General features: G+C 44.3%; 35 protein-coding genes and 1 tRNA gene. 1 reads left to right on the top strand and 35 read right to left on the bottom strand.

Annotation, left to right across the window (positions count from 1 at the left end):
• Window positions 1-665 precede the first annotated feature (665 nt).
• From ACJV45_RS01745 to ACJV45_RS01720, 6 genes are all read right to left on the bottom strand, one after another.
• Window positions 666-2,786, bottom strand: a complete 2,121-nt coding sequence (locus tag ACJV45_RS01745; RefSeq protein WP_419397504.1) for a glycoside hydrolase family 36 protein — start codon at window positions 2,784-2,786, stop codon at window positions 666-668.
• A gap of 49 nt (window positions 2,787-2,835) precedes the next feature.
• Window positions 2,836-3,885, bottom strand: coding sequence for a LacI family DNA-binding transcriptional regulator (locus ACJV45_RS01740; RefSeq protein WP_004116267.1), 1,050 nt, complete (start codon window positions 3,883-3,885; stop codon window positions 2,836-2,838).
• Window positions 3,886-3,969: 84 nt separating this feature from the next.
• A complete protein-coding gene (locus ACJV45_RS01735; protein ID WP_419397503.1) occupies window positions 3,970-4,743 on the bottom strand; it encodes a carbohydrate ABC transporter permease in 774 nt (257 codons plus the stop codon).
• A 128-nt stretch (window positions 4,744-4,871) separates the two neighbouring features.
• A complete protein-coding gene (locus ACJV45_RS01730; protein WP_004573746.1) occupies window positions 4,872-5,759 on the bottom strand; it encodes a carbohydrate ABC transporter permease in 888 nt (295 codons plus the stop codon).
• Window positions 5,760-5,892: 133 nt separating this feature from the next.
• Window positions 5,893-7,236, bottom strand: a complete 1,344-nt coding sequence (locus tag ACJV45_RS01725; RefSeq protein ID WP_192382370.1) for an ABC transporter substrate-binding protein — start codon at window positions 7,234-7,236, stop codon at window positions 5,893-5,895.
• 584 nt (window positions 7,237-7,820) lie between these two features.
• Window positions 7,821-9,317: a hypothetical protein gene (locus tag ACJV45_RS01720; RefSeq protein WP_419397502.1), complete on the bottom strand. Its 1,497-nt coding sequence runs from the start codon at window positions 9,315-9,317 to the stop codon at window positions 7,821-7,823.
• A gap of 233 nt (window positions 9,318-9,550) precedes the next feature.
• On the opposite strand from ACJV45_RS01720, the gene ACJV45_RS01715 reads away from it, so the two are divergent.
• On the top strand, window positions 9,551-9,973 hold the full coding sequence (locus tag ACJV45_RS01715) for a hypothetical protein (RefSeq protein WP_419397501.1): 423 nt from the start codon (window positions 9,551-9,553) through the stop codon (window positions 9,971-9,973).
• A gap of 22 nt (window positions 9,974-9,995) precedes the next feature.
• Here the strand turns inward: ACJV45_RS01715 and ACJV45_RS01710 are convergent.
• The 29 genes from ACJV45_RS01710 to rplW all read right to left on the bottom strand — a co-directional run bounded on the left by ACJV45_RS01710 (window position 9,996) and on the right by rplW (window position 25,874).
• Window positions 9,996-10,081 (bottom strand) — tRNA-Ser (locus ACJV45_RS01710).
• 99 nt (window positions 10,082-10,180) lie between these two features.
• Entirely contained in the window at window positions 10,181-11,113 is a 933-nt protein-coding gene (gene truA, locus ACJV45_RS01705; protein ID WP_004122857.1) for a tRNA pseudouridine(38-40) synthase TruA, read from the bottom strand.
• An 87-nt stretch (window positions 11,114-11,200) separates the two neighbouring features.
• Window positions 11,201-12,481, bottom strand: a complete 1,281-nt coding sequence (locus tag ACJV45_RS01700; protein ID WP_419397500.1) for an Mbeg1-like protein — start codon at window positions 12,479-12,481, stop codon at window positions 11,201-11,203.
• A gap of 222 nt (window positions 12,482-12,703) precedes the next feature.
• Window positions 12,704-13,138 (bottom strand): 50S ribosomal protein L17, encoded by a 435-nt coding sequence (rplQ, locus tag ACJV45_RS01695; protein ID WP_004114389.1) that lies wholly within the window; start codon window positions 13,136-13,138, stop codon window positions 12,704-12,706.
• A 79-nt stretch (window positions 13,139-13,217) separates the two neighbouring features.
• Window positions 13,218-14,213, bottom strand: coding sequence for a DNA-directed RNA polymerase subunit alpha (locus ACJV45_RS01690; protein ID WP_004114387.1), 996 nt, complete (start codon window positions 14,211-14,213; stop codon window positions 13,218-13,220).
• Between the two features lie 79 nt (window positions 14,214-14,292).
• Window positions 14,293-14,691: a 30S ribosomal protein S11 gene (gene rpsK, locus ACJV45_RS01685; RefSeq protein ID WP_004105468.1), complete on the bottom strand. Its 399-nt coding sequence runs from the start codon at window positions 14,689-14,691 to the stop codon at window positions 14,293-14,295.
• A gap of 83 nt (window positions 14,692-14,774) precedes the next feature.
• Complete coding sequence (gene rpsM / locus ACJV45_RS01680) at window positions 14,775-15,152, bottom strand: 30S ribosomal protein S13 (protein ID WP_004105472.1); 378 nt, start codon at window positions 15,150-15,152, stop codon at window positions 14,775-14,777.
• 133 nt (window positions 15,153-15,285) lie between these two features.
• The gene (gene rpmJ / locus ACJV45_RS01675; protein ID WP_003842636.1) at window positions 15,286-15,399 is read right to left on the bottom strand and encodes a 50S ribosomal protein L36; all 114 of its coding nucleotides are present in this window, start codon (window positions 15,397-15,399) and stop codon (window positions 15,286-15,288) included.
• 21 nt (window positions 15,400-15,420) lie between these two features.
• Window positions 15,421-15,639: a translation initiation factor IF-1 gene (infA, locus tag ACJV45_RS01670; protein WP_004105485.1), complete on the bottom strand. Its 219-nt coding sequence runs from the start codon at window positions 15,637-15,639 to the stop codon at window positions 15,421-15,423.
• A gap of 148 nt (window positions 15,640-15,787) precedes the next feature.
• On the bottom strand, window positions 15,788-16,348 hold the full coding sequence (locus ACJV45_RS01665) for an adenylate kinase (protein ID WP_004114385.1): 561 nt from the start codon (window positions 16,346-16,348) through the stop codon (window positions 15,788-15,790).
• Between the two features lie 62 nt (window positions 16,349-16,410).
• Window positions 16,411-17,751: a preprotein translocase subunit SecY gene (secY, locus tag ACJV45_RS01660; RefSeq protein WP_004573731.1), complete on the bottom strand. Its 1,341-nt coding sequence runs from the start codon at window positions 17,749-17,751 to the stop codon at window positions 16,411-16,413.
• A gap of 202 nt (window positions 17,752-17,953) precedes the next feature.
• Window positions 17,954-18,409 carry a 50S ribosomal protein L15 gene (gene rplO, locus ACJV45_RS01655; RefSeq protein ID WP_004114381.1) on the bottom strand — a complete coding sequence of 152 codons (456 nt, stop codon included), beginning with the start codon at window positions 18,407-18,409 and terminating at the stop codon, window positions 17,954-17,956.
• A gap of 2 nt (window positions 18,410-18,411) precedes the next feature.
• Complete coding sequence (gene rpmD, locus ACJV45_RS01650; RefSeq protein WP_004114379.1) at window positions 18,412-18,594, bottom strand: 50S ribosomal protein L30; 183 nt, start codon at window positions 18,592-18,594, stop codon at window positions 18,412-18,414.
• Window positions 18,594-19,322, bottom strand: coding sequence for a 30S ribosomal protein S5 (gene rpsE, locus ACJV45_RS01645; RefSeq protein WP_415684405.1), 729 nt, complete (start codon window positions 19,320-19,322; stop codon window positions 18,594-18,596). The genes rpmD and rpsE overlap by 1 nt, the downstream gene beginning before the upstream one ends.
• On the bottom strand, window positions 19,319-19,690 hold the full coding sequence (rplR, locus tag ACJV45_RS01640) for a 50S ribosomal protein L18 (RefSeq protein ID WP_004114376.1): 372 nt from the start codon (window positions 19,688-19,690) through the stop codon (window positions 19,319-19,321). The genes rpsE and rplR overlap by 4 nt, the downstream gene beginning before the upstream one ends.
• 1 nt (window position 19,691) lies before the next feature.
• Window positions 19,692-20,231: a 50S ribosomal protein L6 gene (gene rplF, locus ACJV45_RS01635; protein ID WP_004122847.1), complete on the bottom strand. Its 540-nt coding sequence runs from the start codon at window positions 20,229-20,231 to the stop codon at window positions 19,692-19,694.
• Between the two features lie 16 nt (window positions 20,232-20,247).
• A complete protein-coding gene (rpsH, locus tag ACJV45_RS01630) occupies window positions 20,248-20,646 on the bottom strand; it encodes a 30S ribosomal protein S8 (RefSeq protein ID WP_004114372.1) in 399 nt (132 codons plus the stop codon).
• A gap of 82 nt (window positions 20,647-20,728) precedes the next feature.
• The gene (locus ACJV45_RS01625) at window positions 20,729-20,914 is read right to left on the bottom strand and encodes a type Z 30S ribosomal protein S14 (protein WP_004114370.1); all 186 of its coding nucleotides are present in this window, start codon (window positions 20,912-20,914) and stop codon (window positions 20,729-20,731) included.
• Window position 20,915: 1 nt separating this feature from the next.
• Complete coding sequence (gene rplE, locus ACJV45_RS01620) at window positions 20,916-21,488, bottom strand: 50S ribosomal protein L5 (RefSeq protein WP_004114368.1); 573 nt, start codon at window positions 21,486-21,488, stop codon at window positions 20,916-20,918.
• The gene (rplX, locus tag ACJV45_RS01615; protein ID WP_004114367.1) at window positions 21,485-21,820 is read right to left on the bottom strand and encodes a 50S ribosomal protein L24; all 336 of its coding nucleotides are present in this window, start codon (window positions 21,818-21,820) and stop codon (window positions 21,485-21,487) included. Before rplX ends, rplE begins: the two co-directional genes overlap by 4 nt.
• Before the next feature lies 1 nt (window position 21,821).
• A complete protein-coding gene (rplN, locus tag ACJV45_RS01610) occupies window positions 21,822-22,190 on the bottom strand; it encodes a 50S ribosomal protein L14 (protein ID WP_004114366.1) in 369 nt (122 codons plus the stop codon).
• Between the two features lie 90 nt (window positions 22,191-22,280).
• Entirely contained in the window at window positions 22,281-22,547 is a 267-nt protein-coding gene (gene rpsQ, locus ACJV45_RS01605; RefSeq protein WP_004114365.1) for a 30S ribosomal protein S17, read from the bottom strand.
• A 2-nt stretch (window positions 22,548-22,549) separates the two neighbouring features.
• Window positions 22,550-22,801 (bottom strand): 50S ribosomal protein L29, encoded by a 252-nt coding sequence (gene rpmC / locus ACJV45_RS01600; protein ID WP_004105502.1) that lies wholly within the window; start codon window positions 22,799-22,801, stop codon window positions 22,550-22,552.
• Window positions 22,801-23,220, bottom strand: a complete 420-nt coding sequence (gene rplP / locus ACJV45_RS01595) for a 50S ribosomal protein L16 (RefSeq protein WP_004114362.1) — start codon at window positions 23,218-23,220, stop codon at window positions 22,801-22,803. The genes rpmC and rplP overlap by 1 nt, the downstream gene beginning before the upstream one ends.
• A 4-nt stretch (window positions 23,221-23,224) precedes the next feature.
• Complete coding sequence (rpsC, locus tag ACJV45_RS01590; RefSeq protein ID WP_004114360.1) at window positions 23,225-24,040, bottom strand: 30S ribosomal protein S3; 816 nt, start codon at window positions 24,038-24,040, stop codon at window positions 23,225-23,227.
• A gap of 2 nt (window positions 24,041-24,042) precedes the next feature.
• A complete protein-coding gene (gene rplV / locus ACJV45_RS01585) occupies window positions 24,043-24,402 on the bottom strand; it encodes a 50S ribosomal protein L22 (protein ID WP_004114358.1) in 360 nt (119 codons plus the stop codon).
• Between the two features lie 16 nt (window positions 24,403-24,418).
• Window positions 24,419-24,697 (bottom strand): 30S ribosomal protein S19, encoded by a 279-nt coding sequence (rpsS, locus tag ACJV45_RS01580; RefSeq protein WP_004114357.1) that lies wholly within the window; start codon window positions 24,695-24,697, stop codon window positions 24,419-24,421.
• A gap of 15 nt (window positions 24,698-24,712) precedes the next feature.
• A complete protein-coding gene (rplB, locus tag ACJV45_RS01575) occupies window positions 24,713-25,543 on the bottom strand; it encodes a 50S ribosomal protein L2 (RefSeq protein ID WP_004114355.1) in 831 nt (276 codons plus the stop codon).
• Window positions 25,544-25,577: 34 nt separating this feature from the next.
• Window positions 25,578-25,874, bottom strand: coding sequence for a 50S ribosomal protein L23 (gene rplW, locus ACJV45_RS01570; RefSeq protein WP_004114354.1), 297 nt, complete (start codon window positions 25,872-25,874; stop codon window positions 25,578-25,580).
• Between the last annotated feature and the right edge of the window lie 5 nt (window positions 25,875-25,879).

Below are 25,879 nucleotides of genomic sequence, written 5' to 3'. Positions count from 1 at the left end.
CTTCATGCCGATATCAATATAGTAAAATGATTAACCTAAGTTTGTCAAATGATTTTACTATTTCGGCGTTTCTTACAAATTTACTTGAGACTAGAAAAATAGCTTAATTAAATCAGCAAGCAACACATGCCAATGGACCGATAACTCACAAATGTAAATTGCACACAAAATCAATGAATTATACGATACCAAATACACAACAATATGATCAAAAGGTCAAAACATGAGAACATAAGGATTAAGCCCGCGTTTGTTCCCTTTTTTAGCAAATATAGGAACAAATGCGGGAATACTTGCTCGTGTTCGTTTCTTTTTTCCCGAGATTGTTTACGTATTTGGTGATTTTGGAAACAAACACGGGCGAATCTACGACTTCGTTCTTAAACCGCGCGAGCGACATGACCACGCTTTACACCAGATTCAACACAAAACATGCACAAATACAAGCAAAGCGGCATGAAGCTCATGTAAAACACAAACTTCATGCCGCCCTATAGGAGAAAGCTACGAGAATTTTGGTTTGCCACTTATACCGTCCACCATAAATCACTCGTAGCCGCGATGACAATGAATCAATAAGTCACATATATAAACCCTTAATTCCGAATTATCAAAAACATATCAATTTTTAAACGCTACATTAACCCCTGCAAAATTTTCTCATTTTAGTCAAAAACAATAACAGCCGCTTCAAAATCATGAAGATTACTTATACACAAGCTATCGCCATCGAACGATATTTTCATACTTTCTGACATAAAAGTTTCTATATTTTTATTCACAAATTGATGCGGAATAGGCAATATAACTTTACAAGGTGATTTAGCAAAAGTATGCAGCACAACAAACAGAGGATTATTACAATCCATAGGTTTCCTTATGATTGCTTGCCAACCTTTAGGACTACGATAGCTGACTATTCCACTACCAATCCAACTGCTTATACCACAATCGATTGTTTTATTAATTTTTTGATACAGACCTATAGCCTTATCTATTAACCTCCATTGCCAATCAGATAAACTTTCAACATCCCCAGATAGGCACAATCTACCTAGAAAACCCGTACAAAGCCTATAAATGACAGCATTCTCATCGAGATTTTCCCTCATCACTGCCCAAATTTGCGATTGTCTCGGCAAAATCATCCTATGCATATTGGCTGCAATGATAGGAGATTCAATACATTCATGTGCATCAGAGAAGCTAGCCATTGAAGCAATTTGCATAAAAGATTGAACTAATCTATGACCACCAGCTGAACATATTTCAATAACAAGATTAGGTAAAGATTTTCGTATTTCATCAAAGAAAGACATAGTAGCTTGAATATGCGAGTAAAGACCATCACCAAGAGAGTTACAATCACACCTATAATCGCAATCTAAGGTTTCACAACCTATGCCTATAGAGTCATTGTAATCCACTTTAAGGTAATCAATTTTATTTTCTTTCAAGAAATTAATTACTCGCACACGTAAGTATTCTCTTACATTTTTATTTCTCATATCCCAAAAACGACGTTGCCCTGACGTTATAGGAACACCATCCCTTTTAAGCAGCCATTGCGTACGATTGAATAAGGATTCTTCATCTTCTCCCACTGCTTCAAATTCAAACCATATTCCAACTTTTAAACCTAAGTTATGAAGCCTTTCTACAACATATTTCATACCGTGAGGAAAAGATTGCTTATCAACACACCATTTTCCGAACCTTATTGCAGTATCAAACGACTCATGATCAAACCAACCAGCATCAATAACAACATAGTCAATATCATGCTTACTTATTATTTTAGATTGCGAAAGAACACTTTTCTCAGTAGGCAATCCCCATGTTGAGCAATATTCATTAAAAATTATAGGAAGATATGCCTTCTCATTTTTCGGCAGAGATAAATTCTCACGAGTATGCTCCAATAAACATTGAGATGCTAAGTCAACTCCACCTTGCACTACAGTTGCGATAGCAGAAGGAGCAGTAAAAGATTCCCCAGGGTTAATTGTATGCATCCAATGACCAAACTCACGATCTGCAATACCTCCAGATATAGAAAGACCATTATCGCGCCTATATATTTCCATCTGCCAGCTAGAAGCATGAGTTGTTGATACAGCCCATGTAACATTATTTACAATATCTTCTATTGCAATAAAAGGAGCCCACTCTCTCACAGGGAAAGACCCTACACTTCCAAACCGTAAAGAATTTGCACTATGTTGTTGCCAATCAGGCTCTAGCTGAAGATCTTCTGGTCTTTCTGTGATTAAACGTCCCTCTGCACTCCAAGTACTATGAAGTCTGTGTATTCTCATGCTTTCTGCTGCAAGACCTGTCAATAATGGCGATAGAGAACCTAAAGTAAAACTCGACAACATCTCTAACGTAACGGGTTTATTTCCACAATTTTTTACTTCTGTAGCGATCTCTATAGTTGACGAACAAGCTCCAAATTGCAAATTATGAATATACTGTACATGTCTACTGTCTTCTAATACTGTAGTAATAAACGAAGATTTGCCTCTCATAACGCAATTCTGAGAAACAAAATGCATGCCCTGCACCGTAGATGAATTTCTCATTGTTCTGCCTTGCGCGAAACCATCTGGATAAGAATCACCAACAATTTTCGCTTGTACTAATGGTTCTGGCTTGCAATCATCACGCATTGCTTTATCGGCAAAGTTCTCTGGAACCAATATAAAATCAACGTTATCGCAACCTATATTTCGATAAATAACCGATATCCCATTATTTGTAAAAATTTTAGTTTTCAACACCATATTTATTCTTTCACCTGATTAACCACTAGCAACACAAGAGCCATATAAACTATCCATTTTTACGATAACGAGTAGATTCACGAATAACTAATTGCTCTGTATTATGACCTATAAAATGTGGCTCATCTTTATCTATTACTGCTTTACCATTTGACTGATCTAGAATTATCTGAGCAGCATAAGCTCCAAAAAGTTCAAAATCTTGGTGCCATGTAGTTAATGCTGGAACAGATAATCTAGCAATTGGGTTATCGTCAAATCCAATAACATTTATATCTTCAGGAACATGTTTACCAACTGAATATAAACCACGCATAACTCCTAAAGCAATTTCATCATTACCAGCAAAAATAGCAGTTACATCATTGCGCCTGCCAAGAGACACACCAATTTTTTCAGCATCTAATGGATCCCACGAGGTTTTATATGGATTTGGTATTACTGCTCCAGCTTCCTCTAAGGCTTTTTTCCAACCAGATTGCCTAGTTTGCTCTTCATCTTCTTCTGGAGGCGCAACATAATAGACAGTATCTGATCCGAGAGATAACAAATATTTTGTTATCGCATATCCACCCTGATCATCGTGAGTGAACAATTGATACTGTCCCTTACGCCTATTCCCACCAATAAGAACAATTGGTAAATCTTTCTGCGCATTTCTAATAATTTCATCACACGCTATTCCATATCGAGGTTGATCAATTATTATTCCCAATGGATTAGTACTTAATGCTGACTTAATACATTGCTTAAGAGTATAAGGAGATTGATGCTCATCAAACAAAATAACGTTAACCACAACTCCTGATTGCGAAGCTATTCTTTCAACGCCTTTTATGCAACCAACAACGCCATATAGTAAATCTTGACCAGCGAAAAATGTTATTACATTAGATCGCTTTGAAGCTAAACCTTGCGCCAGCAATGACGGATGATAATCAAGTAATTTAATAGCATTAGCAATACTTTCCCTCTTAGCTGGCGTTAAACTCTCAGAATGATTAAGATACCTAGATACAGACGATGTAGATACTTCAGCAAGCTTAGCCACATCACTAATAGATGGCGGTTTATTATTATTGTTCGACCTCTTTGTCACAATATAATCTCCCATCAAAACCACAATTTAATATTAAAACTACTAATTAAATCTAACAACCAATGCAACCACAAATAGCAGCTACTACTTTACTGCACCTCCAGTAATACCACTGATTATCTTTCGCTGTGCTATACCAAAAACTATAAGCAATGGCAGACTCATAAGAACTATATACGCAAAAATCAAATGCCAATTATTAAGATACAATCCAGCGCTAGCAACATTATACAAATTAAGAGGCAATGTACTCATCTTTCCAGAAAGTATAAATAGAGCGTAAAAAACGTCATTCCATATATAGAGTATAAGAAGAATGGTTGCAGTAGCAATTGTTGGTGCAAGAAGCGGAAGAATTAGCATGAAGAATATTCTAATAGGCGAAGCACCATCTACCCTCATCGATTCTTCTAAAGCCGTAGGTATAGTACGAATAAATCCAGTTACAAAGAATATAACTGTAGACAAATAAATACCAACATAAACGCAAATCATTCCTACTGCAGTTCCAGAAAGACCAATCATTTTCAACAGCATCATTACTGTAACTACGGCAGGAGGCAATATTAGCCCAGATATACCTACAACATACAAAGCTGCAACAGGCTTAGTTGCACGTCTTGCTAAAACCCACGAAGCCATTGACCCGACAAATATAGCAATAAACACAGATGGTAATGTAACAATTATAGATCCAAAAAATGCCGCTAACATTTTCCCATCACGTATAACAGTCAAAAAATTTTCAAGCAAATGCCATTGTTTAGGAACAGACATACCAAGTTTCAGTGCTTCACTCTGTGTTTTACCAGCGGTAATTATCAACAGCCAAAATGGAATTGCAAGAAATATAATCATGATAAAAATTACAAAAATATCATGAACTACACGTCGAGCAACGCGATTAATCTTTGATAATCTAACAGAACTATTGGAATTTACAATCGTCCGATTGCGAAAACATAAATTTAACAAACGCATTAACATCAGAAAATATTCCTTTCCCTACGGCGTAGAATATATATAACAGGTAAAGCAATAAGTGCTACTAAAATGAAAAGAATCATACTCATTGTTGTCGATTGAGCATATAATCCTTGCCCAAATGTACGCCAAATAAAGATGTTAAGAATTTCTGTAGAACCACCAGGTCCACCCTTTGTCATAGCCTGCACCATATCGAATCCATTTAATGAACCAAGTAAACTTGTTGCAACATTAAACGTGAATGCGGGAGCTAACAGAGGGAATTTAATTTTCCAGAAAATCTGACCGCTACTTGCACCATCGATATAAGCAGCTTCAAGAACATCTGAATCAATAGTTTTTAATCCTGCAAGGAATATAAGCATTGACAAACCCATCCACTTCCATCCTTGAACGAACGCAATTGTAATGATTGCAGTATGGGTATTAGCCAATAATCCAGTAGTTATACTATGACCAAATATACCTGAGAGAATCTGATCTAGCGCACCTGAATTTTTTAAAACTGCCTGCCAAATATATCCAACAGCTAATGCAGACATAATTACAGGGATAAAAAACATTATTCTTGCTAATCTATTTAACAGAGTATCCTTTTCTAACAAAACAGCCAAGAATAATCCAAATACATTTTGAAAAATAGCAATACATATGGCATAAAACAATGTTATTTGTATATCTTTCATTAAGATTCCGTTTTGGAATAATGAAAGAAAATTATCAAAACCATTAAAATTAATCGTATTTTTAAAAGCAGACCAATCAGTAAATGCATAAACAAAATTCATAATTGTTGGAGCAATAAAGAAAACTGTCAGCATAACACCTGCAGGAATCAAAAAAGCTAAGGGGTAATTTTTTCTCATTAAACTACTATGAGTACCCATAATAAATACCTTTCAAATAACTTCACGCAGACAGATGAATATAATTCAATACCCGCTATAGGTGATTAAGAGATTTAAAAAATAAATCTCTTAATCACCTCATTAATGAATATTTTTAAGAATCAAAACTCTGTTAGAATCCTTTTGCACCCTGTGCTTTTGCAATCTGGGCAAACTGATCTTGCGTTGCTTTAGCTACTTGTTCTGGATTCACAGTTCCATTTATCATGTTAGCGAGATTCAAATAAAGATCTGGATTAGCAATAGCAGCTGACTGCATAGATGGAGCACTATGACCAATAGAATTAGCAGCATCAATCAAAGCTTGAGGAACAGTTGATGGAGATGCAACAGTCTTAAGAGCGGAAACAAGGTTACGATCATTAACAAAATTCTTATAACCAACAGACATCCAGAAATTCAAGAATTGTCGTGCAGCAGATTCACGTTGCGCATCACCAGTCTTGAAAGCTACTACTGCGCTTGAAGCTCCAGGAGACAACGACGAAATATTACCAGAAGCAGAAATCGGCAAGAACCCTAAAGTATCATCTATAACTTTCTTATCATTATTGGCTAATGCAGCAGCAATATTAAATTGAGCGTTATTACCAAAAATCATACCTGCTTTGCCTTCAAATAATGCTGCAGCTTGATCATTAAGCGTTGCAGAACCAGCATCATTATTAAACAATCCATCATCAAATAACTTCTTATAATTCTTTATAGCAGTCATAATGATTTTGTCTGTAAACTTCTCTTTGCCGCTATTTACACGATCCCAAAGTCCAGCACGAGCCGATTCTGCAAGTTGAACCTGAACACCCCACTGAGTACCCCATTGAGAACCACCCATTTCGAAGAATGGAGACTGTGCTGCATGCGTCTTTTGTATTTTCTTAGCAGCCTCAAGCAATCCATCCCATCCTTTAGGAAGATCAGTAATACCAGCTTTTTCAAATACTTTCTTGTTGTACCAAACGCCCATAACATTAACTGGGGATATCAAAGCTGCATATCGATGACCCTTTGTTTTCCCTAATTCAGAAATACCAGACGCATAATTTTTAACCCATGGAGCGTGATCCAACTTCTGTAATTTTCCTGTACTAACAAACCCAGCAAGCATAGAATTTGTAGGTTCCCAAGTCGCTAAATCTGGCATATCTCCAGTAGTAATCTTTGTTTGTACATTATTTTCATAAGTGTCTGGAATTGTTTGTAAATCAACTTTTGCGCCAGTAGCATGTTCAAAATCCTTTATAACACGCACAGGTACTTTATTATCAGATTGACCAACCCAAAAAGTCAGCTTAACTCCTGATAATTTCCTATTTGCATTCGGCCAATAATTTGCAGAAGTTGTAGACTCATCAGAATTATTACTCATAGCAGCAGGATTACCACATCCCGACAAAGTCAATCCTAGACTGAGTACACCAACTAATGCCAGCTGTAGAATAGTTTGCCTTTTCATTGAATTCTCCTTTGAACCTTCTTGGCAATAAACTCATACGCCACTCGACAAAGCTTGTGACACCTTTATAGTAACGCATATTGTTTGAAAGCGCTACCAAAATAATAAAAATAATAAAAATATGATTTTTTCTTTATATATAATGGCTTTATTGCAGTTAACGATAAACTTAATAATAAATTTGAAAACGTTTTCAAATAAAAATCGCTGCACTAGTAAGATCAATAATTATTATTAAAAGCTCAAAATTTATATAAAAATTAATTTTTAAATTCACTATCGAAAAATTAATACTCATAGAGTATTAATTATAAAAGCTATCACACACAATAAGCTCTTAAAAACAAAAAATGCTTCCGGTTTTGCAAGCCCCTAGTAGCAAACAAAACCGAAAGCAACAACACTCAACACCCAAAACCCAATAAGCTAAACGAATCAACACTGGGAAGAAAAGAAAAACAATAGCAAACCAATGTTAAAACAATAAAACCAAAGAGAATCGGGAATAAACCAGTGTGATGTTTCCCTACAAAACACCACACTAGTCGTTGAGCGCAAACCTTAAATAAGGTGGTAAATAGTGCTTAGTGACGCATCTTGCGAACAGCAGCACCCATACCAGCAAGCATAGAAGCAGCCAAAGCAGTCAAAGCAACACCAACACCAGCATTACCAAGCTTCTCGCCAGACTTACCATGACCATTGCCACCCTTGGTAGCAAGCTCACCCTTAGCAGCAGCGGCACCAGCCTTACCAGCAGCAGCACCAGCAGCGGCTGGAGCAGCAGCAGGAGCCTTAGCCTCAGCCTTAGCTTCAACCTTCTTAGCCTCAGCCTTAGCAGCAGCAGGAGCAGCAGGGAAATCAGTAGAAACTGGGTTCAAAGTGTTAGGATCAGCAAAGCCCTTAACAGCAGAAGCCTCAACCTCAACAGCCTTATTATAAGCAGAACGATAATTCACAAGAGCAGCATTATAAGCAGCAGCAGCAAGCAAAGCCTTACCACTCTTCTCGCCGAAATCCTTCTCAGCATTGGCATACTCATGAGTCCTATAAGCATTAGCCTTAGACTGAGCAGCCTTCAAATCAATAACAGCAGCCTTGTAAGCATCAGTATCAGTCTTACCAGCCACACGAAGAGCCTCTTCACGATCAGCAGCAGACTTCACCTGAGCATCAAAAGCAGCCATCTGAGTCTTAGCAGCCTCAAAACCAGCCTTAGACTTAACAAACTTCTCCTGAGCATCCTTATTAGTAGCATCAGCCTCAGCCAACACAACCTGAGTACGCATCAACTCAGCAGAAGCAGCAGACTTAGTTGGATCAGCAGTCTGAACAGGCTTGGTGTGATCTGGGGTAGTCTGATCTGGCTTAGTTGAATCTGGCTTAGTCTGATCAGGCTTGGTCTGATCAGGCTTGGTCTGATCTGGCTTAACATCTCCACCAGTCAAAAGCTTCAAATACTGCTGATCAAAATTAAGAGTATTCTGAGCAGCATCGAACAAAGCCTGCTGAACTTCAACATTAGACTGAGCAGAATCAGCAATAGCCTTAAGCGCATCAGTTACATCGCTAAGCTTCTCACCACTTACAGTCTTACCAGCAGCATCAACATAAGAATGAGTCTTAGCATCAACCTTAGCCTGAGCATCAGTTACAGCCTTAGTAAGCTTTTCACGTTCAGCCTTAACATCATTATCTTTATCATAAGCTGTTTTCCACTCTTCGAAGTTCTTAGTCTTAGCAGTATCAGATTTAATCTTCTTCTCTGCGTAAGCAGTAGCAGCATCATCCTTAGCCTTCTTAGCATCCTCAACAGCCTTATTGGCAGCATCAGAAGCAGCCTTAGCAGCAGTATAACGACCATTTGCAACAGCAAGCTCGCCCTTAGCAAGCGCAAGTCTACGAGCAGCCTTATTAAGCGCTCTTTGATCTTTGTGAACATTCTTTTGAGCATGGATCAAACTGAGTTGATCATGAAGATGCTCAGTCTCTTCACTAGCCATTGCTGGGGTGGCCATTGCGAAGCCGGCAAGCAAAGTAGCGCCAGCAGCGAAAGCGGCGATAGCCTTCTTATTCATCATTTTAATTTCCTTTCTTCTTCTCCTCCGTGCAGGTACACGAAGAAAAATCTTAAACATCCAACAACATTCAAAACATTGTGGATAACCACCATCTAGAGCATCTAGCTAGCAGCTGTTATTAACATACCCCCCCCCCGTTTAAAAAAGTCAAGTCCCAACCACACAAAACAAACAGAAAAAAATAATGTTACACACAAACTAATCCACACTAAAAACTATTTTCACCATAATATTTGTGGATTAACACTAATAAAACCGTAAAAACACATTGTTTCAAGGTTTTTAAAGAATTTTCCCAGACTTTTCTCAGGAAACTACTCAAACAAGAACATCAACACTATAAAACCATTGAAAAATCAACATTCCTCACAACCCACACACGCAACACGCCGACACCACATCAACATCAAACTGGCACCGCACAAACATCACAGCAAACCGAATACCACACCGGCGCCACATCAAATGCCACGCTACAAGACAATCGCACACAATTAACTTCCCGCGTTTGTTCCCTTTTTGACCCATTTGGTAAACAAAAGCAAGAACACTTGCCCGAGATTGTTTACGTATTTGGTGATTTTGGGAACAAACACGGGATAAAAGAAACAAACGCAGGCAAAAATACACAAACGCGAACAAAAAAGGGTTTCTAGCAAAAGCCAGAAACCCTATTCGCGGATGAAGCGAGATTTGAACTCGCGGAGGGTGTAACCCTCACACGCTTTCGAGGCGTGCTCCTTAGACCGCTCGGACATTCATCCATTTTGCGCGAACTGCAAAACGCAGAAAGAAACGCAACTTTTCAATTGTAAACCAACCCTAGAATATACACAAATTTGTGTTGATAATTTTGCAAACAATCAATCAAGCTCTTCAAGAGTTCGACGAGCGCGAATCGCATTAGCCCTATCTTCAAGTTGATCTTTCGGAGGATATTCAACATATTCCAAAGTCAAACCATTAGCCGCAATAGGACCAGTAGATCCTTCTCGAATCGGATTTTCAATCTTATCCTTAAACCAGTCAACAGAACGCTTACCGCAACCAACTTGTACACAAGCCTGAACAAGAGAACGAACCATATTATGTGCAAACGCATCAGCAACAATAGTAAACTCAATCAAACCATGCTCAATAGGTGGAATATTGCCAGTTGACCTAGAAACAATAGACGAACCAACAGACTCGCAACCATCCGAACAAACGCGATTCCAAACCGCTTTTTTAACACAGCGAATCGTAGTTCCACCAGGATTTGGACGAGCAAAAGACCCAAAATCATGCAAACCAACAATCATCTGTGCTGCCTGATTCATAGAATTGACGTCTAAATCGTAATCAATTTGCAACACAAAACCACGCATACGCGGATCTAAATTCGCGCGATTTGCAGCATCACTAATCCTATACACGTATGTGCGATCAAGCGCAGAAAAACGAGCATCAAAACCGCTTGGCGCAATGCTTACACTGTGAATCGAAATATCTTTAGGCAAAACCCCACGAAGCCTATATTCTAAAGCTTTTACAGGCGTCAAATTTGTGTGTCCAACACAATTTTGTAAAATATCATTTTCTACATCTAAATGACAAACCTGATAAGAAGCATGAACACCAGTATCCGTGCGACCAGCAACTGTGAGTCGAAGCGGAAAACAAGAATCGCCATCATGCACACGCAAAACTTTATATAAAGCGTCTTCCAAAGTGCCTTGCACTGTTCTTAAATTCGGCTGCCTAGCCCAACCGTAAAAATCACCGCCATCATAAGCTAAATCCAAACGAAGACGCATCAAAAAAACCTTCCAAAACAATTATTATAAAAACCGAATATTAGTTGCCCTAGTCGCCCTAGTCTCCAGACTGCAACAATAATCTTTTCAATTCTTATGTTCTGATCCACCAACACCAGTAAACGCACTCATAATATTACGAATTAACTCATAAGTCTTTGAATCCATATGCGTTGCTATGCTCAATATTTTCGGCAAAAGCTCCGACCAATGCGCAGAAATTTCATCAAAAGTAGGATATCCTAAGCTAGTTAAAGCGTTGTAAACACCATCAATTCTGCGTTTTCTTTCTTCGAAAGACAAATTCAACATCCAATCATTAGCAGCTTTAGAAACAGCAAGCGCACGCGGAGTTACATGATCACAATAGTCAAAATCTCCGTCTTTAACCTGCCAATACATGCCAAAATGTTGCATCAATCCAATCGACTCAGCAACCGTAACTTTATACGGTACGCCAGTATCCATGATCAATCCAATAAAAGCAGATTGTGGAACAACTTTTTCAATCCTAGAAACAACGCGAGAAAAAACCTTTGGATCAACAACATCCGAGCCAAAACTAGGACCGTCCATAGAATAAATTTTACTGACAAGATCACCAAGTTGTTGATTTTCTGCGTCCAAACGCATTGCCGCATATGCAGCCATATTCCCGCCTTTTGAATGACCCACAACAAAAATATTAGAATCATTATTTTGATTCACAATATCGTTTTGCAGCGTATCAGCTTGCGACATATCAGCTTGCTCTGGCTTCTTCCCAAACAAATTCGCAAAATAACCAAAAATCCTATGAAAAATATTATTCTTAACGCTATTATTGCAATAATTTTTATGCACACGCCTTGCTATCGAAAGCAAATATTCTGCAGCAGACTCTTGAGCTGGAACTGGGCAGCGAAAAGCCATATTAAAATCTTCTTTCCACCCAACAAGCGTGTTATCAGTCCCCCTGAAAGCAACAACAAAACATCTATAGCCAACACAATCAGTCAAGTCAAAAGTTACTGCAGCAAACTGCTGTTCACACGAATCGTCAATATTCGACTCATCAAAACGCTCAAGAACCTCACCGACGCGTATTCCCCTATATCGCGGACTAGCCGCAACCGCAAGAAGAAGACTCTTTCGAAAATCATCAACTTTAGCTGAACCAGAGCTAAACATTGAAGAAAAATCCTCAGCGCGCAGCAAGTCGCACAAAGGAACAGTATTCAAATTATCCGAATCATCATAGTATTTTGGAATAGAATCAGGCATGCAAATATAAGCCAGTTCGCAAAAAACGAGCGAATCAACAGCATTAAATTTACGATTAGTAAAATCAGTAAAATCATTGCTCACTAAATCGAGAATATTTGGCATAACTCAATAATAATCGATACTTGATATTACTTAATATTATTTGATGTTGCTTGATACTAAAAGACGTCAGAAACATCAGAAGACATTAAAAGACATTAAAAGATAACTACAAAAACATAAAAACGGGCTGGAGATAAAACTCCAACCCGTTCAATAAATCTAAAACACGACGACTATTCGTCGAAAGATTTACTTACCGATGCATCAAGATGCTAATCTAAACTACTCGGCTGCTTCTTCTTTAGCAGCAACCTTAGCAGCAGACTCAGCTTCCTTAACGACAGCCTTCTTTGGGCTTACTGGCTCAACAACAAGCTCAATAATAGCTTGTGGAGCAGTATCACCACGACGAGGAGCCATCTTAACGATGCGGGTATAGCCACCTTCACGCTGCTTCATCTGCTCAGCAATCTGAGTGAAAAGCATGTGAACAACGGACTTATTGCGAATCACGCGCAACACACGGCGGCGCGAATGCAAGTCGCCACGCTTAGCGAATGTAATCAAACGCTCAGCAAGTGGACGAAGACGCTTTGCCTTTGGCAAAGTAGTCACAATACGACCGTGCTGGAAGAGGCTAGTAGCCATGTTGGCCAGCATCAGGCGCTCATGCGCTGGGCTAGAAGCCAGACGAGGCCCTTGTTTCGGTGTAGGCATTATTACTCCTTATTGTCGCAGAATTCAGGTGGGCAAAAACCCGAACATCCAAAAACCACGACGATTGGCGGTGGATTGTTTACTCGTCTTCTGGCGAGAAGAACGTGCCACCTTCGAGATTATTGGCGTCAAAGCCAAGCGGCGAGGCCTTAAGAGACAATCCCATAGACTGCAATTTCTCTTTAACCTCATCGATGGATTTCATGCCGAAATTACGAATATCGAGCAAATCCTGCTCAGTGTGTACTACCAGCTCGCCGACAGTGTGGATTCCCTCACGCTTCAAGCAGTTGTAGCTGCGCTGCGTAAGATTCAAATCCTCAATCGGGGTAGCCATCTGAGAATCAACTTCTCCCATGACTGGAGCTGGACCAACTTCAACACCTTCTGCATCGACGTTAAGCTCACGGCAAAGACCGAAAAGCTCAACCAAAGTCGAACCAGCAGATGCAACTGCATCTCGTGGTGTAATAGCTGGCTTAGTTTCCACATCCAGGATGAGCTTATCGAAGTCCGTGCGCTGTTCCACGCGGGTAGCTTCGACCTTATAGCTCACCTTCAAAACTGGTGAGTAGATCGAATCCACTGGAATGCGACCGATTTCGCTGTTTTCCTGCTTGTTCATCTGAGCAGGCACATAGCCACGACCGCGCTCCACGGTGAACTCAATTTCAAGCTCGCCATCTTCAGCAAGTGTAGCGATATGCATCTCTGGATTGGCAATAGTGACGCCAGCAGGAGGAGTAATATCTCCAGCTGTTGCTTCACCCTTGCCGCTCTTGCGAAGATACATCACTACTGGCTCGTCATACTCACTTGTAAGTACGATACCCTTAATGTTCAGCAGGATTTCAGTGACATCCTCTTCAACACCTGGCAGAGTCGTGAACTCATGGAGAGCGCCAGAAATGCGTACCGAAGTTACGGCAGCACCTGGAATGGAGCTCAACAGGGTACGACGCAGCGAATTGCCGAGCGTGTATCCGAAACCTGGTTCCAACGGCTCAATTGTAAAGCGAGAACGCTGGGGATTCAGTGATTCCTCGGTAAGTGTTGGACGCTGTGCGATAAGCACTTTTGTATCCTTTCAGCTTCTGGTCGGTGGTGCACTCGCCGCCCATAAGCGGGTTGGATGGATGGATTCGTAAGAGTGCTCAGACGCGGCGACGCTTTGGTGGGCGAACGCCGTTATGCGCTTGTGGGGTGACGTCGGTAATAGAACCGACCTCAAGACCCGCGGATTGAAGGGAACGGATAGCGGTTTCACGACCGGAACCTGGACCCTTAACAAACACGTCGACCTTCTTCAGGCCATGTTCCATTGCCTTACGAGCAGCAGACTCAGCAGCCATACCTGCAGCGTAAGGAGTCGACTTGCGGGAACCCTTAAAGCCGACATCGCCACCGGAAGCCCAAGAAAGGACTGCGCCCGATGGATCGGTGATGGAAATAATCGTGTTATTGAATGTTGATTTAATATGCGCCTGCCCAACCGGTACCGACTTGCGGTCCCGGCGACGCGGCTTGCGCGAGGCTTGCTTTGCAGCTGCCATTGACCCTCGTTTCCTAATGACGAATTAGTTGGTATGTCTAGGCGATGAGAATTAACTCGTGGCCTAGAGCCGACCACCGACTACTATCTGGTGGCCTTCTTCTTCCCGGCGACAGTACGCTTCGGACCCTTACGAGTACGAGCATTAGTCTTAGTACGCTGACCACGCACAGGAAGACCCTTGCGATGACGCTGGCCTTGATAGCAGTTGATCTGAATCTTACGACGAATGTCTGCATCGATTTCACGACGCAAATCGCCTTCAATCTTATAATTAGCTTCAAGATAATCACGCAAAGTGATTAACTGTTCATCCGTAAGATCCTTGACGCGGGTATCCGGATTAACACCGGTCGCGGCAAGCGTTTCCTTAGCGCGAGTACGGCCTACACCAAAAATGTAGGTGAGGGCAATCTCAATGCGCTTCTCATTGGGAATATCTACTCCGGCAAGACGTGCCATTGTAATTCCTTTACTATTACGCAGGTCGTGCACCAAGTCTCCCGCAATTCTGCGGCCTGGGCCTGCGCACCCAGGGTTCAGCTTTAGCTGCGACTTAGCGCCTTATTCCTTTATCTTCGCGGTGGGGATCCACTCAGCCCTGACGCTGCTTATGACGTGGGTTGATGCAAATCACCATGACGCGACCGTGACGGCGGATCACACGGCAATTTTCGCAGATCCTCTTCACGCTAGGGCTGACCTTCATGGTTTTCCTTTGCTTGTACCTTTACTTATAGCGGTACGTAATACGACCACGGTTCAAATCGTAAGGGCTCATCTCCAGCACAACACGATCTTGCGGAAGAATACGAATATAATTTTTACGCATCTTTCCAGAAATCGTAGCCAGTACAATGTGCTCGTTCTCAAGCTGAACGCGAAACATCGCGTTTGGCAGTGCTTCAACTACCGTGCCTTCGACTTCAATCACACCGTCTTTTGCCATGAGCCTCGTTCCGTTCCTTGGACGTACTACTTTACGTATCCGAAGACACGCCAATCTTCTATGATACAGTAAATGCGCCCAATACAACACTCGGCGTGTCGCAAAAGGCGCATTATAAATGTGAGAAAATCTAAATCTTAAATAAATCTCATACCAAAGACTCAACTATGCGATTGTTGATCTCAGCAATATCGCCAACACCATCAACCTCAACAAGCTGACCACGGCTTTCATAAATATCAAGAAGAGGAGCAGTTTCCTTCTCGTAAGTTTCCAAACGAGTAGCAATTACCTCAGGAGTATCATCTGAACGACCCTGCTCAATTGCGCGCTTCTTCATACGCTCAAGCAAAACCTCACGCTCCGCTTCAAGAGCAACAACATGATCCAAAGGAGTGCCAAGCTCCTCAAGCATAAGATCCAAAGCCTTAACCTGAGATGCATTACGTGGATATCCATCAAGAATCCAGCCATTCTTAGCATCATCCTGAGCAAGACGGTCCTTAACAATGCTATTTGTCAATTCATCTGGAACAAGCTCACCCTTATCAAGATAACCCTGAACCTTCTTACCAAGCTCCGTTTGATTCTTCAAGTTATAACGGAAAATATCGCCAGTAGAAATAGCAGGAATCCCATAATGCTCTGCAAGCAAAGCAGCCTGAGTGCCTTTACCAACGCCTTGCGGTCCCATAATTAGCAATCGCATATTAATCTCCTTGTTTCTTATGCTCCATCGCAAATCTTAACAACAAAACCTATCTAGTAATACTACTTAGCAACTTGTTTACTATCGTCATGATCAAACAAGAATCCAGCATACTGGAACTGTTCGGTCTGAGCCTTGGCTTGACGCAAAGTATCCAAACCAACACCTGCGATAATAAGAATCGTAGTACCACCAAATGGAAGCTTCATATTAAGGTGCAAAGACATAATCAAAACTGTTGGAATCAACGCTACGAATAGCAAATAGACAGCACCAACAGTGTTTAATCTATTCATAACATAGCTAAGATAGCGGCTTGTAGCACTACCAGCACGAATACCTGGGATAAAACCGCCGTATTCCTTCATGTTATCTGCAGTTTCATCTGGATTAAAAGTAATCTCAGTGTAGAAGAAGCAGAAGAACACAATCATAACTGTGTACAAAGCTATGTACCACACAGAAGTAGAATTTGCTAAATTGGCATTAATCCAACGCACCCAATCCTTACGACTATCACCAAACTGAGCAAGAAGAGTTGGAATAGCAAGAATCGAAGACGCGAAAATTGGTGGGATAACACCACTCATATTGACCTTAAGAGGTAAGTATGTGGAAGAACCGCCGTACATCTTACGACCAATCATTCGGCGCGTATACTGTACAGGAATTCGACGCTGAGCGAGCTCCACGAAATCAACGAAAATAAGAATTACAAGCAGAACACCACCGACAATAGAGAACTTGGTCCAATCGCCATTAGTACCATTAGTTCCCCAACCAATTTCCCACAGCTTTGGAAGGAAGCCAGAGCAGATAGACATGAAGATTAACACTGACATGCCCTGACCAATACCCTTATCCGTAATAAGTTCTGCCATCCACATGATCAAACCAGTGCCACCAGTCATAATCAAAACCATAACCAGTAAGCTCCACATAGAGCCATCTGGAATAACCTGACCACACTGATAATTAAATAGTGCACCAGAACGTGCAGTAACCAAAATGGTTGTGGACTGCAAAATTGCCAAGCCAATAGTCAAATAACGAGTGTACTGAGTAAGCTTTGTTTCTCCAGACTGACCTTCTTTGTGAAGAGCCTCAAAGCGAGGAATCACAACTCTAAGCAGCTGAATAACAATAGATGCCGTAATATAAGGCATAACACCCAATGCAAAAATAGACAGCTGCAAAAGCGAACCACCAGAGAACAGGTTCACCAAACCAATAAAGTTTTCACTAGAAGAAGCAAGCTTGGCTGTGCAAGCACGTATAACTTTGTAATCAACGCCAGGAATCGGAATAAAGGAACCGATTCTGTAGATGATAATCATTGCGAAGACGAAGAGGATCTTATTCCTCAACTCCTTCGTCCTGAAGGCCTGGATTAACGTTTTCACCTGGGTCTTCCTCCCTTTTTTGCGCTACGATCTAGGCGCAACAGTAAAAAAACAAACTCTGAGGCAATAGTTTATATCACGGTGCATACCGATACAGTTATTCCGTGAGTTTAGTCAATAAAAAATAATCCCTCTAGCCAAAACTAGAGGGATTATTAAACAGTTAAATCACTGCGTTAATTAGCATTATCAGCTGAGTACATTACTCTTCGCTAACAGAGCCACCAGCAGCCTCAATCTTGGCTTTAGCGGATGCAGAAGCCTTAACTCCCTTAAGAGTCAAAGCAACCTTAAGATCGCCATCGCCCAAAACCTTAACTGGATAGCCATCACGCACAGCGCCCTTAACTACCAAATCAGCAACAGTAACTTCGCCACCATTTGGGAAGAGTTCTTCGAGGGCTGCAACATTAACAACCTGGAACTCTTTTTTGAATGGGCTCTTAAAGCCACGAAGCTTAGGCAAACGCATGTAAAGTGGAAGCTGGCCGCCTTCAAAGCCTGGACGAACTTGGTAACGCTTCTTCGTACCCTTATCGCCACGACCCGAAGTCTTACCCTTAGAGCCTTCACCACGACCCACGCGAATGCGATCCTTCTTAGCTCCTGGAGCTGGACGCAACGTGTGCATGTGCAACATTGGTTCTTCATTAGCCATAATCAGTCAACCTCCTCAACGCTCAGCAAGTGGCGAACGGCCATAACCAAGCCACGATTGACTGGATTGTCCTCGCGAACAACGCTCTGGCCAATCTTGTGAAGACCGAGAGTTTGAACGTTCGCGCGCTGACGCTCGGTGGAATGAACCAAACCGTGCACCAGAGTGATCTTCAAGTTAGCCATCACTCACCATCCTTTGCTTGGGCAGCCTTAGCAGCCTGAGCTTCTTCACGAGCCTTGCGAGCTTCGGCAATGCCTGCAGCGCGCTCACGAAGCAATGCGTCTGGTACAACTTCCTCGAGGGAAAGTCCACGACGAGCGCAAATCTCCTCTGGCTCTTCAAGCTTCTTCAAAGCATCCACAGTAGCGCGAACCACGTTAACAGCGGTTGCAGAGCCCATGGACTTGGTGAGGATATCGGTAATGCCAGCGCACTCCATAACAGCACGCACAGCGCCACCAGCAATTACACCAGTACCTGGAGCAGCTGGACGAAGCAAAACTGTGCCAGCAGCATCGTGACCCAACACAGGGTGGGTTACGGTACCACGAATACGTGGAACAGTGAACATATGCTTCTTAGCATCAAGCTGACCCTTAGCGATAGCTGCTGGAACTTCGCGAGACTTACCGTAGCCAACACCAACAGTGCCCTTACCGTCGCCAACAACAACAAGTGCTGCAAAGCTAAAGGTACGACCACCCTTGTGAGTCTTGGAAACACGGTTAATAGTAACTACGCGATCCAGAAGCTCTTCGCCGCGGTTTTCTTCACGACGGTTACGACGCTCTCCGCGCTTACCTTCGCCCTTAGAGCGACGGGAACGGCGATCGTCAGTACGCTCCTCGGCGGATGCCTGAGTGTTCTGAGTTTCTTCAGCCACTTGGGTTTCCTTTTCGTTATCGCTCACAGTGCTAGACCTCCCTGACGGGCGCCTTCAGCTACTGCTGCGACGCGACCATGATACTTATTACCGCCACGATCGAAGATTACAGCGGTAATACCCGCTTCCTTCGCCTTGGCAGCGATTAACTCGCCAACCTTGGTAGCAGCTTCAGTCTTCGTGCCAGTAAAACCAGCGAAGTCAGAAGTCAAGGTGGAAGCACTTACAAGGGTAAGACCCTTAGTATCATCCACAATCTGAGCAACCATGTGACGGTTAGAACGAGAAACTACCAAACGTGGGCGCTCTGGAGTGCCAGAAATGCGCTTACGAAGACGGGCGTGACGACGCAAACGCGCGACTTTGGTACCCTTACCGAAAATCTTAACGCTCATATCACTTACCAGCCTTTCCAGCCTTGCGCAAAATACGCTCATCGCTGTACTTAATGCCCTTACCCTTATAAGGTTCTGGAGCACGCAGCTTGCGAATGTTAGCGGCAGCCTGACCAACGGCCTGCTTGTCAGTACCCTTGACGATTACCTGATTTGCGTTTGGCAATTCAAACTCAATGCCCTCAGGTGGCTGAACGGTAATAGTGTGAGAATATCCGAGTGAGAACTCAATGCCCTTACCCTTCATCACAGCACGATAACCAGTTCCAACAATGTCCAAAGTCTTGGTGTAGCCTTCGTGCACACCTTTAACCATGGACGCTACGATTGCACGAGCCAAACCATGCTTTGCACGAGTTGGACGCAAATCGTCAACTGGGGTTAAAACGATCTTGCCATCAGCAACTTCAGCGGTAATACCTTCTGGAATTACATAGGAATCAGCACCCTTAGCGCCCTTAGCACTAAAGGACTGACCTTCAATTTTTACTTCCACGCCTGCAGGAATGTCGACGGGGAGCTTACCAATATGCGATGCCATTTTCAGCTCTCCTTTCTCACCATACGTAGGCGACGATTTCGCCGCCAATGCCTCTGTCGAGGCATTCCTTCTGAGTCAACAATCCCGAGCTGGTCGAGATAATAGCGATACCGAGACCACCAAGAGGCATAGGCAAAGAATCAGACTTTGCGTAACGACGCAAGCCTGGCTTAGAAATGCGCTTGATGCCCTGGATGGAACGCTGACCATTGGAGCCATACTTTAATGTGACTTCCAAAGTCTGTCCAACCTTGGCTTCCTTAGCAGCAAAGTCTTTAATATAGCCTTCACGCTTCAGAATCTCGGCGATATTCGCCTTGAACTTGGAGTACGGCATTTCCACGGTATCGTGCTTTGCCGCGCTCGCATTACGCAGACGTGTCAACATGTCTGCGATAGGATCTGTCATTGTCATGTTGGGCTAACGCCCTTTCTCGCCGTGGTTTCCACCGCCTGTTTTAGTTATTCTTAAAGCAGTGGACCTTCAGCGTCGATATTTACCAACTGGACTTCGTAACACCCGGCAACTCACCGCGATGTGCCTTTTCACGAAGGCATACACGGCACAGACCGAACTTGCGATACACGGAGTGAGGACGACCACAAACCTGGCAACGCGTATAAGCGCGCACCTTGAACTTCGGCTTAGCGGCCGCCTTGTTTTTCAGAGCGGTTTTTGCCATATCAGTTCTCCTTGAATGGGAAACCGAGGTGCTTAAGTAGCGACTTCGCTTCCACATCGTCCTTGGTGGTGGTCACCACGGTGATGTCCATACCACGCTGATGATCAATCGAATCAGGATCAATCTCGTGGAACATTGACTGCTCCGTAAGACCAAAGTTATAGTTACCCTGACCGTCGAACTGGTTGCCATTTATACCACGGAAATCGCGGATACGTGGCAGAGCCAGAGTGAGCAAACGATCCAAGAATTCCCACATACGATCACCACGAAGAGTTACGTAAGCGCCGATAGCCTGGCCTTCGCGCAGATGGAACTGTGCAACAGACTTCTTAGCCTTAGTAACCTTTGGCTTTTGACCAGTGATCAAAGTGAGATCCTTAATCGCACCTTCGATAAGCTTGGAATCACGAGCTGCAGCGCCAACGCCCATAGAGACGACGACCTTCTGCAAACGAGCCACCTGCATAGGATTAGTGTGGCCAAATTCCTTTTCCAAAGCTGGAACGATTTGATCATTGTATTGCTGCTTTAAGCGCGGAGTTGCCGGCGCCTCAACTGTAGTATCGGTCATGCCAGCTCCTTTCCGGACTTCTTAGCGACACGCACGCGCACGGTCTTTACCTTGCCGTCACGAGCCTCTTGCTTGACAATCACGCCCACGCGGGTAGGCTGCTTGGTCTCTGGGTCAATCACCATAACGTTAGAACGGTGAATTGGAGCCTCAACAGAGACGATGCCTGCCTGCTGACCCTGCTGGGTAGCACGCACGTGCTTCTTAACAACCTGGACACCCTCGACGATCAAACGGTCTTCGGCGAGTACACGGAGTACTTTGCCTTCCTTACCGCGATCTTTGCCGCGGATAACCTTTACCTGGTCGCCGGACTTAATCTTGGCTACCATCTCAGATCACCTCCGGGGCGAGGGACACAATCTTCATGAAGCGCTTATCACGCAATTCACGACCGACTGGTCCAAAGATACGAGTGCCCTTTGGTTCACGGCCAGAGCCGAGAATAACAGCGGCGTTCTCGTCGAACTTAATATAGGAACCATCAACACGACGATGTTCCTTGACAGTACGGACGACGACAGCCTTAACTACGTCGCCTTTCTTGACCGACCCGCCAGGGATAGCGTCCTTGACGGAGGCGACGATGATGTCGCCGATGCCGGCATAGCGTCGCTTCGATCCACCGAGCACGCGGATGGCAAGTAATTCCTTAGCACCCGTGTTGTCGGCGACATGAAGCCGCGTTTCCTGCTGAATCATTGATTCTCCTTAGTCGAGCTGGTTCTCCCCGCTCACCCGTACCTACTAAACAACAGGCACAGGTGAAGCGCGGAGCCTTGCTGAACTTGTTTACTTGGCGCGCTCGATAATCGAGTCGAGACGCCAACGCTTGGTCTTGCTCAAAGGCCGAGTTTCCATGATACTCACGAGATCGCCAATATGCGCCTCATTGTGTTCATCATGTGCCTTGACCTTGCGTGTGGAGCGGACGACTTTACCGTAAAGTGGGTGTGTCGAACGCTGCTCCAGCTCCACGGCAATTGTCTTGTCCATGGCCTCGGACACGACGTAGCCGCGACGAACCTTGCGGAAGTTGCGCTCTTGGTTCTCAGCCATGCTTACTTCTCCTTGACCTCAGTGGCGCCAGGCTCTTGGCTGATGCCGAGTTCACGCTCACGCAGGATAGTATACATCCTGGCTATGTCGTGCTTGACCGCCTTGAGGCGAGCGCTGTTTTCGAGTTGACCAGTTGCTGCCTGGAAGCGCAAGTTAAAAAGCTCTTCCTTAGACTTCTTTAAGAAGCCTTCGATTTCAGCATTAGTCTTCTCGTTTAAATTCTTGATGGTGTAGTCTGCAGTTCCGACTGGCATCAGATGTCACCGCCTTCACGCGCAATAACACGGCATTTCATTGGGAGCTTGTCGATAGCGCGGCGCAAAGCCTCGCGAGCGACGTCCTCAGAAACACCACCGATCTCGAACATTACACGACCTGGATGGATGTTAGCAATCCAGAATTCTGGAGCGCCTTTACCGGAACCCATTCGTGCACCAAGCGGGTGCTTGGTTAATGGACGATCAGGGAAAACCGTAATCCACACGCGACCACCACGCTTAATATAGCGGGTCATTGCGATACGGGCTGCCTCGATCTGACGGTTAGTGATGTACGCCGGAGCCAGCGCCTGAATACCGAAATCGCCGAAAGCGATAGCGGTTCCACCCTTAGACATGCCGCTACGGGTAGGACGGTGCTGCTTGCGATATTTAGTCCTTTTTGGGATAAGCATCTGCTCACTCCTTCGTTTCCGTTGCGGCAGGAGCTTCAGCAGCTGCAGCTTCAGCTGGCTTTTCAGCCTGTGCTTCGGCAGCCTTCTGCTGGTTAGCAGAGCGTGCGCCACGACGTGGACGACGATCGCCACGACGACCCTCACGCTTACCCTGCTGGGCCTGCTGCTCTTCGAACTCACGCTCGGTCATATCACCCTTGTAAATCCATACCTTTACGCCGATACGGCCGTAGGTAGTCTTAGCTTCAAAGAAGCCGTAATCAATAAGGGCACGCAGGGTCTGCAGTGGAACGCGACCCTCACGATAGAACTCAGAACGGCTCATTTCGGCGCCACCAAGGCGACCGGAGAGCTTAATACGGATACCCTTTGCACCTGCGCGCATTGCATCCTGCTGTGCCTTACGCATAGCGCGACGGAATGTAACGCGGTTGGTTAACTGTTCCGCAATTCCCTGAGCAACCAATTGAGCGTCAAGTGCAGCGTTCTTCACTTCGAAAATGTTGAGCTGTACTTGCTTACCAGTGAGCTTCTCAAGCTTTGCACGAACACGCTCGGCTTCTGCGCCACGACGACCGATAATAATACCTGGACGAGCGGTGTGAATATCAACACGAACGCGGTCACGAGTACGCTCGATAACGATGCGGGACACGCCTGCACGTTCGAGGTCATGGCTCATTTCCTTGCGAATCTTGTCATCCTCAAGGACGAAGTCACGGTAACGCTCGCCGGCTTTAGTAGAATCAGAGAACCACCTAGAGCGATGATTCTCGGTAATGCCCAGGCGATAGCCGAAAGGATTGATCTTCTGACCCATCTTTAGCGATCCCCTTCCTTAAGCGAGACGATAACAGTGATATGGCTTGTGCGCTTGTTAATGCGCGCAGCGCGACCCTGTGCACGAGCGCGGAAACGCTTAAGCGTTACACCCTCATCCACATAGGTTTCCTTGATGACCAAGTCTTGCTCACGGAATGGTTCTCCAGCCTTTTCAGCCTTAACGCGAGCGTTAGCGATCGCGCTTTCAAGAACCTTACGCACTGGTAAAGATGCGTCCTGAGGAGCAAACTTCAAAATGGTAATAGCTTCGCTTGCACGCTTGCCTCGGATGAGGTCGACCATGCGGCGAGCCTTGCGCGGCGTCACACGTACGTGACGAGCGATTGCTTTAGCTTCCATGTGTCCTAACTCTCCTTTAGCGGCGTGCTTTCTTGTCGTCCTTCACATGACCCTTGAAGGTCTTGGTTGGGGCGAATTCACCGAGCTTATGACCAACCATTGCTTCGGTAACGAATACCGGCACATGCTTGCGGCCATCGTGTACGGCAAAGGTGTGTCCAATGAAATCAGGAGTGATCATCGAACGACGCGACCACGTCTTGATGACGTTATGCGTGCCCTTGTCGTTTTGTTCGTCGACTTTCTTCTGTAAGTGGGCGTCGACGAAAGGGCCCTTCTTGATGCTACGAGTCATCTGTTCGACACTCCCTTACTTGCGGTTCTTACCATTCGGACGACGACGAACAATCATCTTGTTCGAAGCCTTCTTCGGACGGCGGGTACGAACCTCGCCCTTGCCCCATGGAGAAACAGGTGGTTTACCACCACGGGTACGACCACCATGAGGGTGATCAACAGGGTTCATAGATTCGCCTCGGGTGATTGGCCTGCGACCAAGCCAACGAGCACGACCTGCCTTACCAAGCTCGATGTTAGCGTGGTCGGAGTTACCAACCTCGCCGATTGTAGCGCGGCAACGAGCGTCCACGTTACGAATTTCGCCAGATGGCATACGCAACTGAGCGTAAGCGCCATCCTTAGCTACGAGCTGAACGGCAGCACCTGCGGAGCGTGCAATCTTTGCGCCACCAAGTGGACGAAGCTCGATTGCGTGCACCACGGTACCAGTTGGGATGTTCTTAAGAGGCAAGTTGTTGCCTGGCTTAATATCAGCCTGGGCGCCAGTCTCGATAACATCTCCCTGGGAAATGCCTTCAGGAGCGATAATGTAGCGCTTCTCACCATCTGCATAATGCAACAATGCGATGCGAGCGGAACGATTAGGGTCATACTCAATATGAGCAACCTTTGCTGGCACGCCATCCTTGTCCCAACGCTTAAAATCGATGAGACGATACTGACGCTTGTGTCCGCCGCCGCGATGGCGGGAAGTCATGCGACCGTAAGAGTTACGACCGCCAGTTTTGCTGAGTTTGCGTACCAACGACTTTTCAGGAGTGGAACGCGTAATCTCGGAGAAGTCCGAAACGGATGCGTTACGACGTCCTGCAGTCGTAGGCTTATAAACGCGGATAGCCATAATGTAGTATTCCTTTACTTTTCTCGGCTAGCCTTCAGTTACCAAAGATATCGATTGTCTGACCTTGTGCCACGGTGACAATAGCACGCTTCTGATTCACACGACGACCGAAGCCGGTGCGAGAGCGCTTAAGCTTGCCAGCGCGATTCAAGGTGTTAACATTCGTTACCTTGACTTTGAAGATTTCTTCGATAGCCTGCTTGATCTGAACCTTGTTAGCATTTGGAGCTACAACGAAGGTGTACTGACCACGATCGGAAGCTGCATAGCTTTTTTCAGAAACAACTGGCTTTAAAATGATGTCATGTGCTGGGTTATGGACTGCGACCATTTAAA

Source organism: Gardnerella lacydonensis (assembly GCF_048545055.1).
Classification (GTDB): Bacteria; Actinomycetota; Actinomycetes; order Actinomycetales; family Bifidobacteriaceae; genus Bifidobacterium; species Bifidobacterium vaginale_C.
Note: the sequence above shows the minus strand (reverse complement) of the source record. Positions and strands in the feature narration are given on the sequence as shown.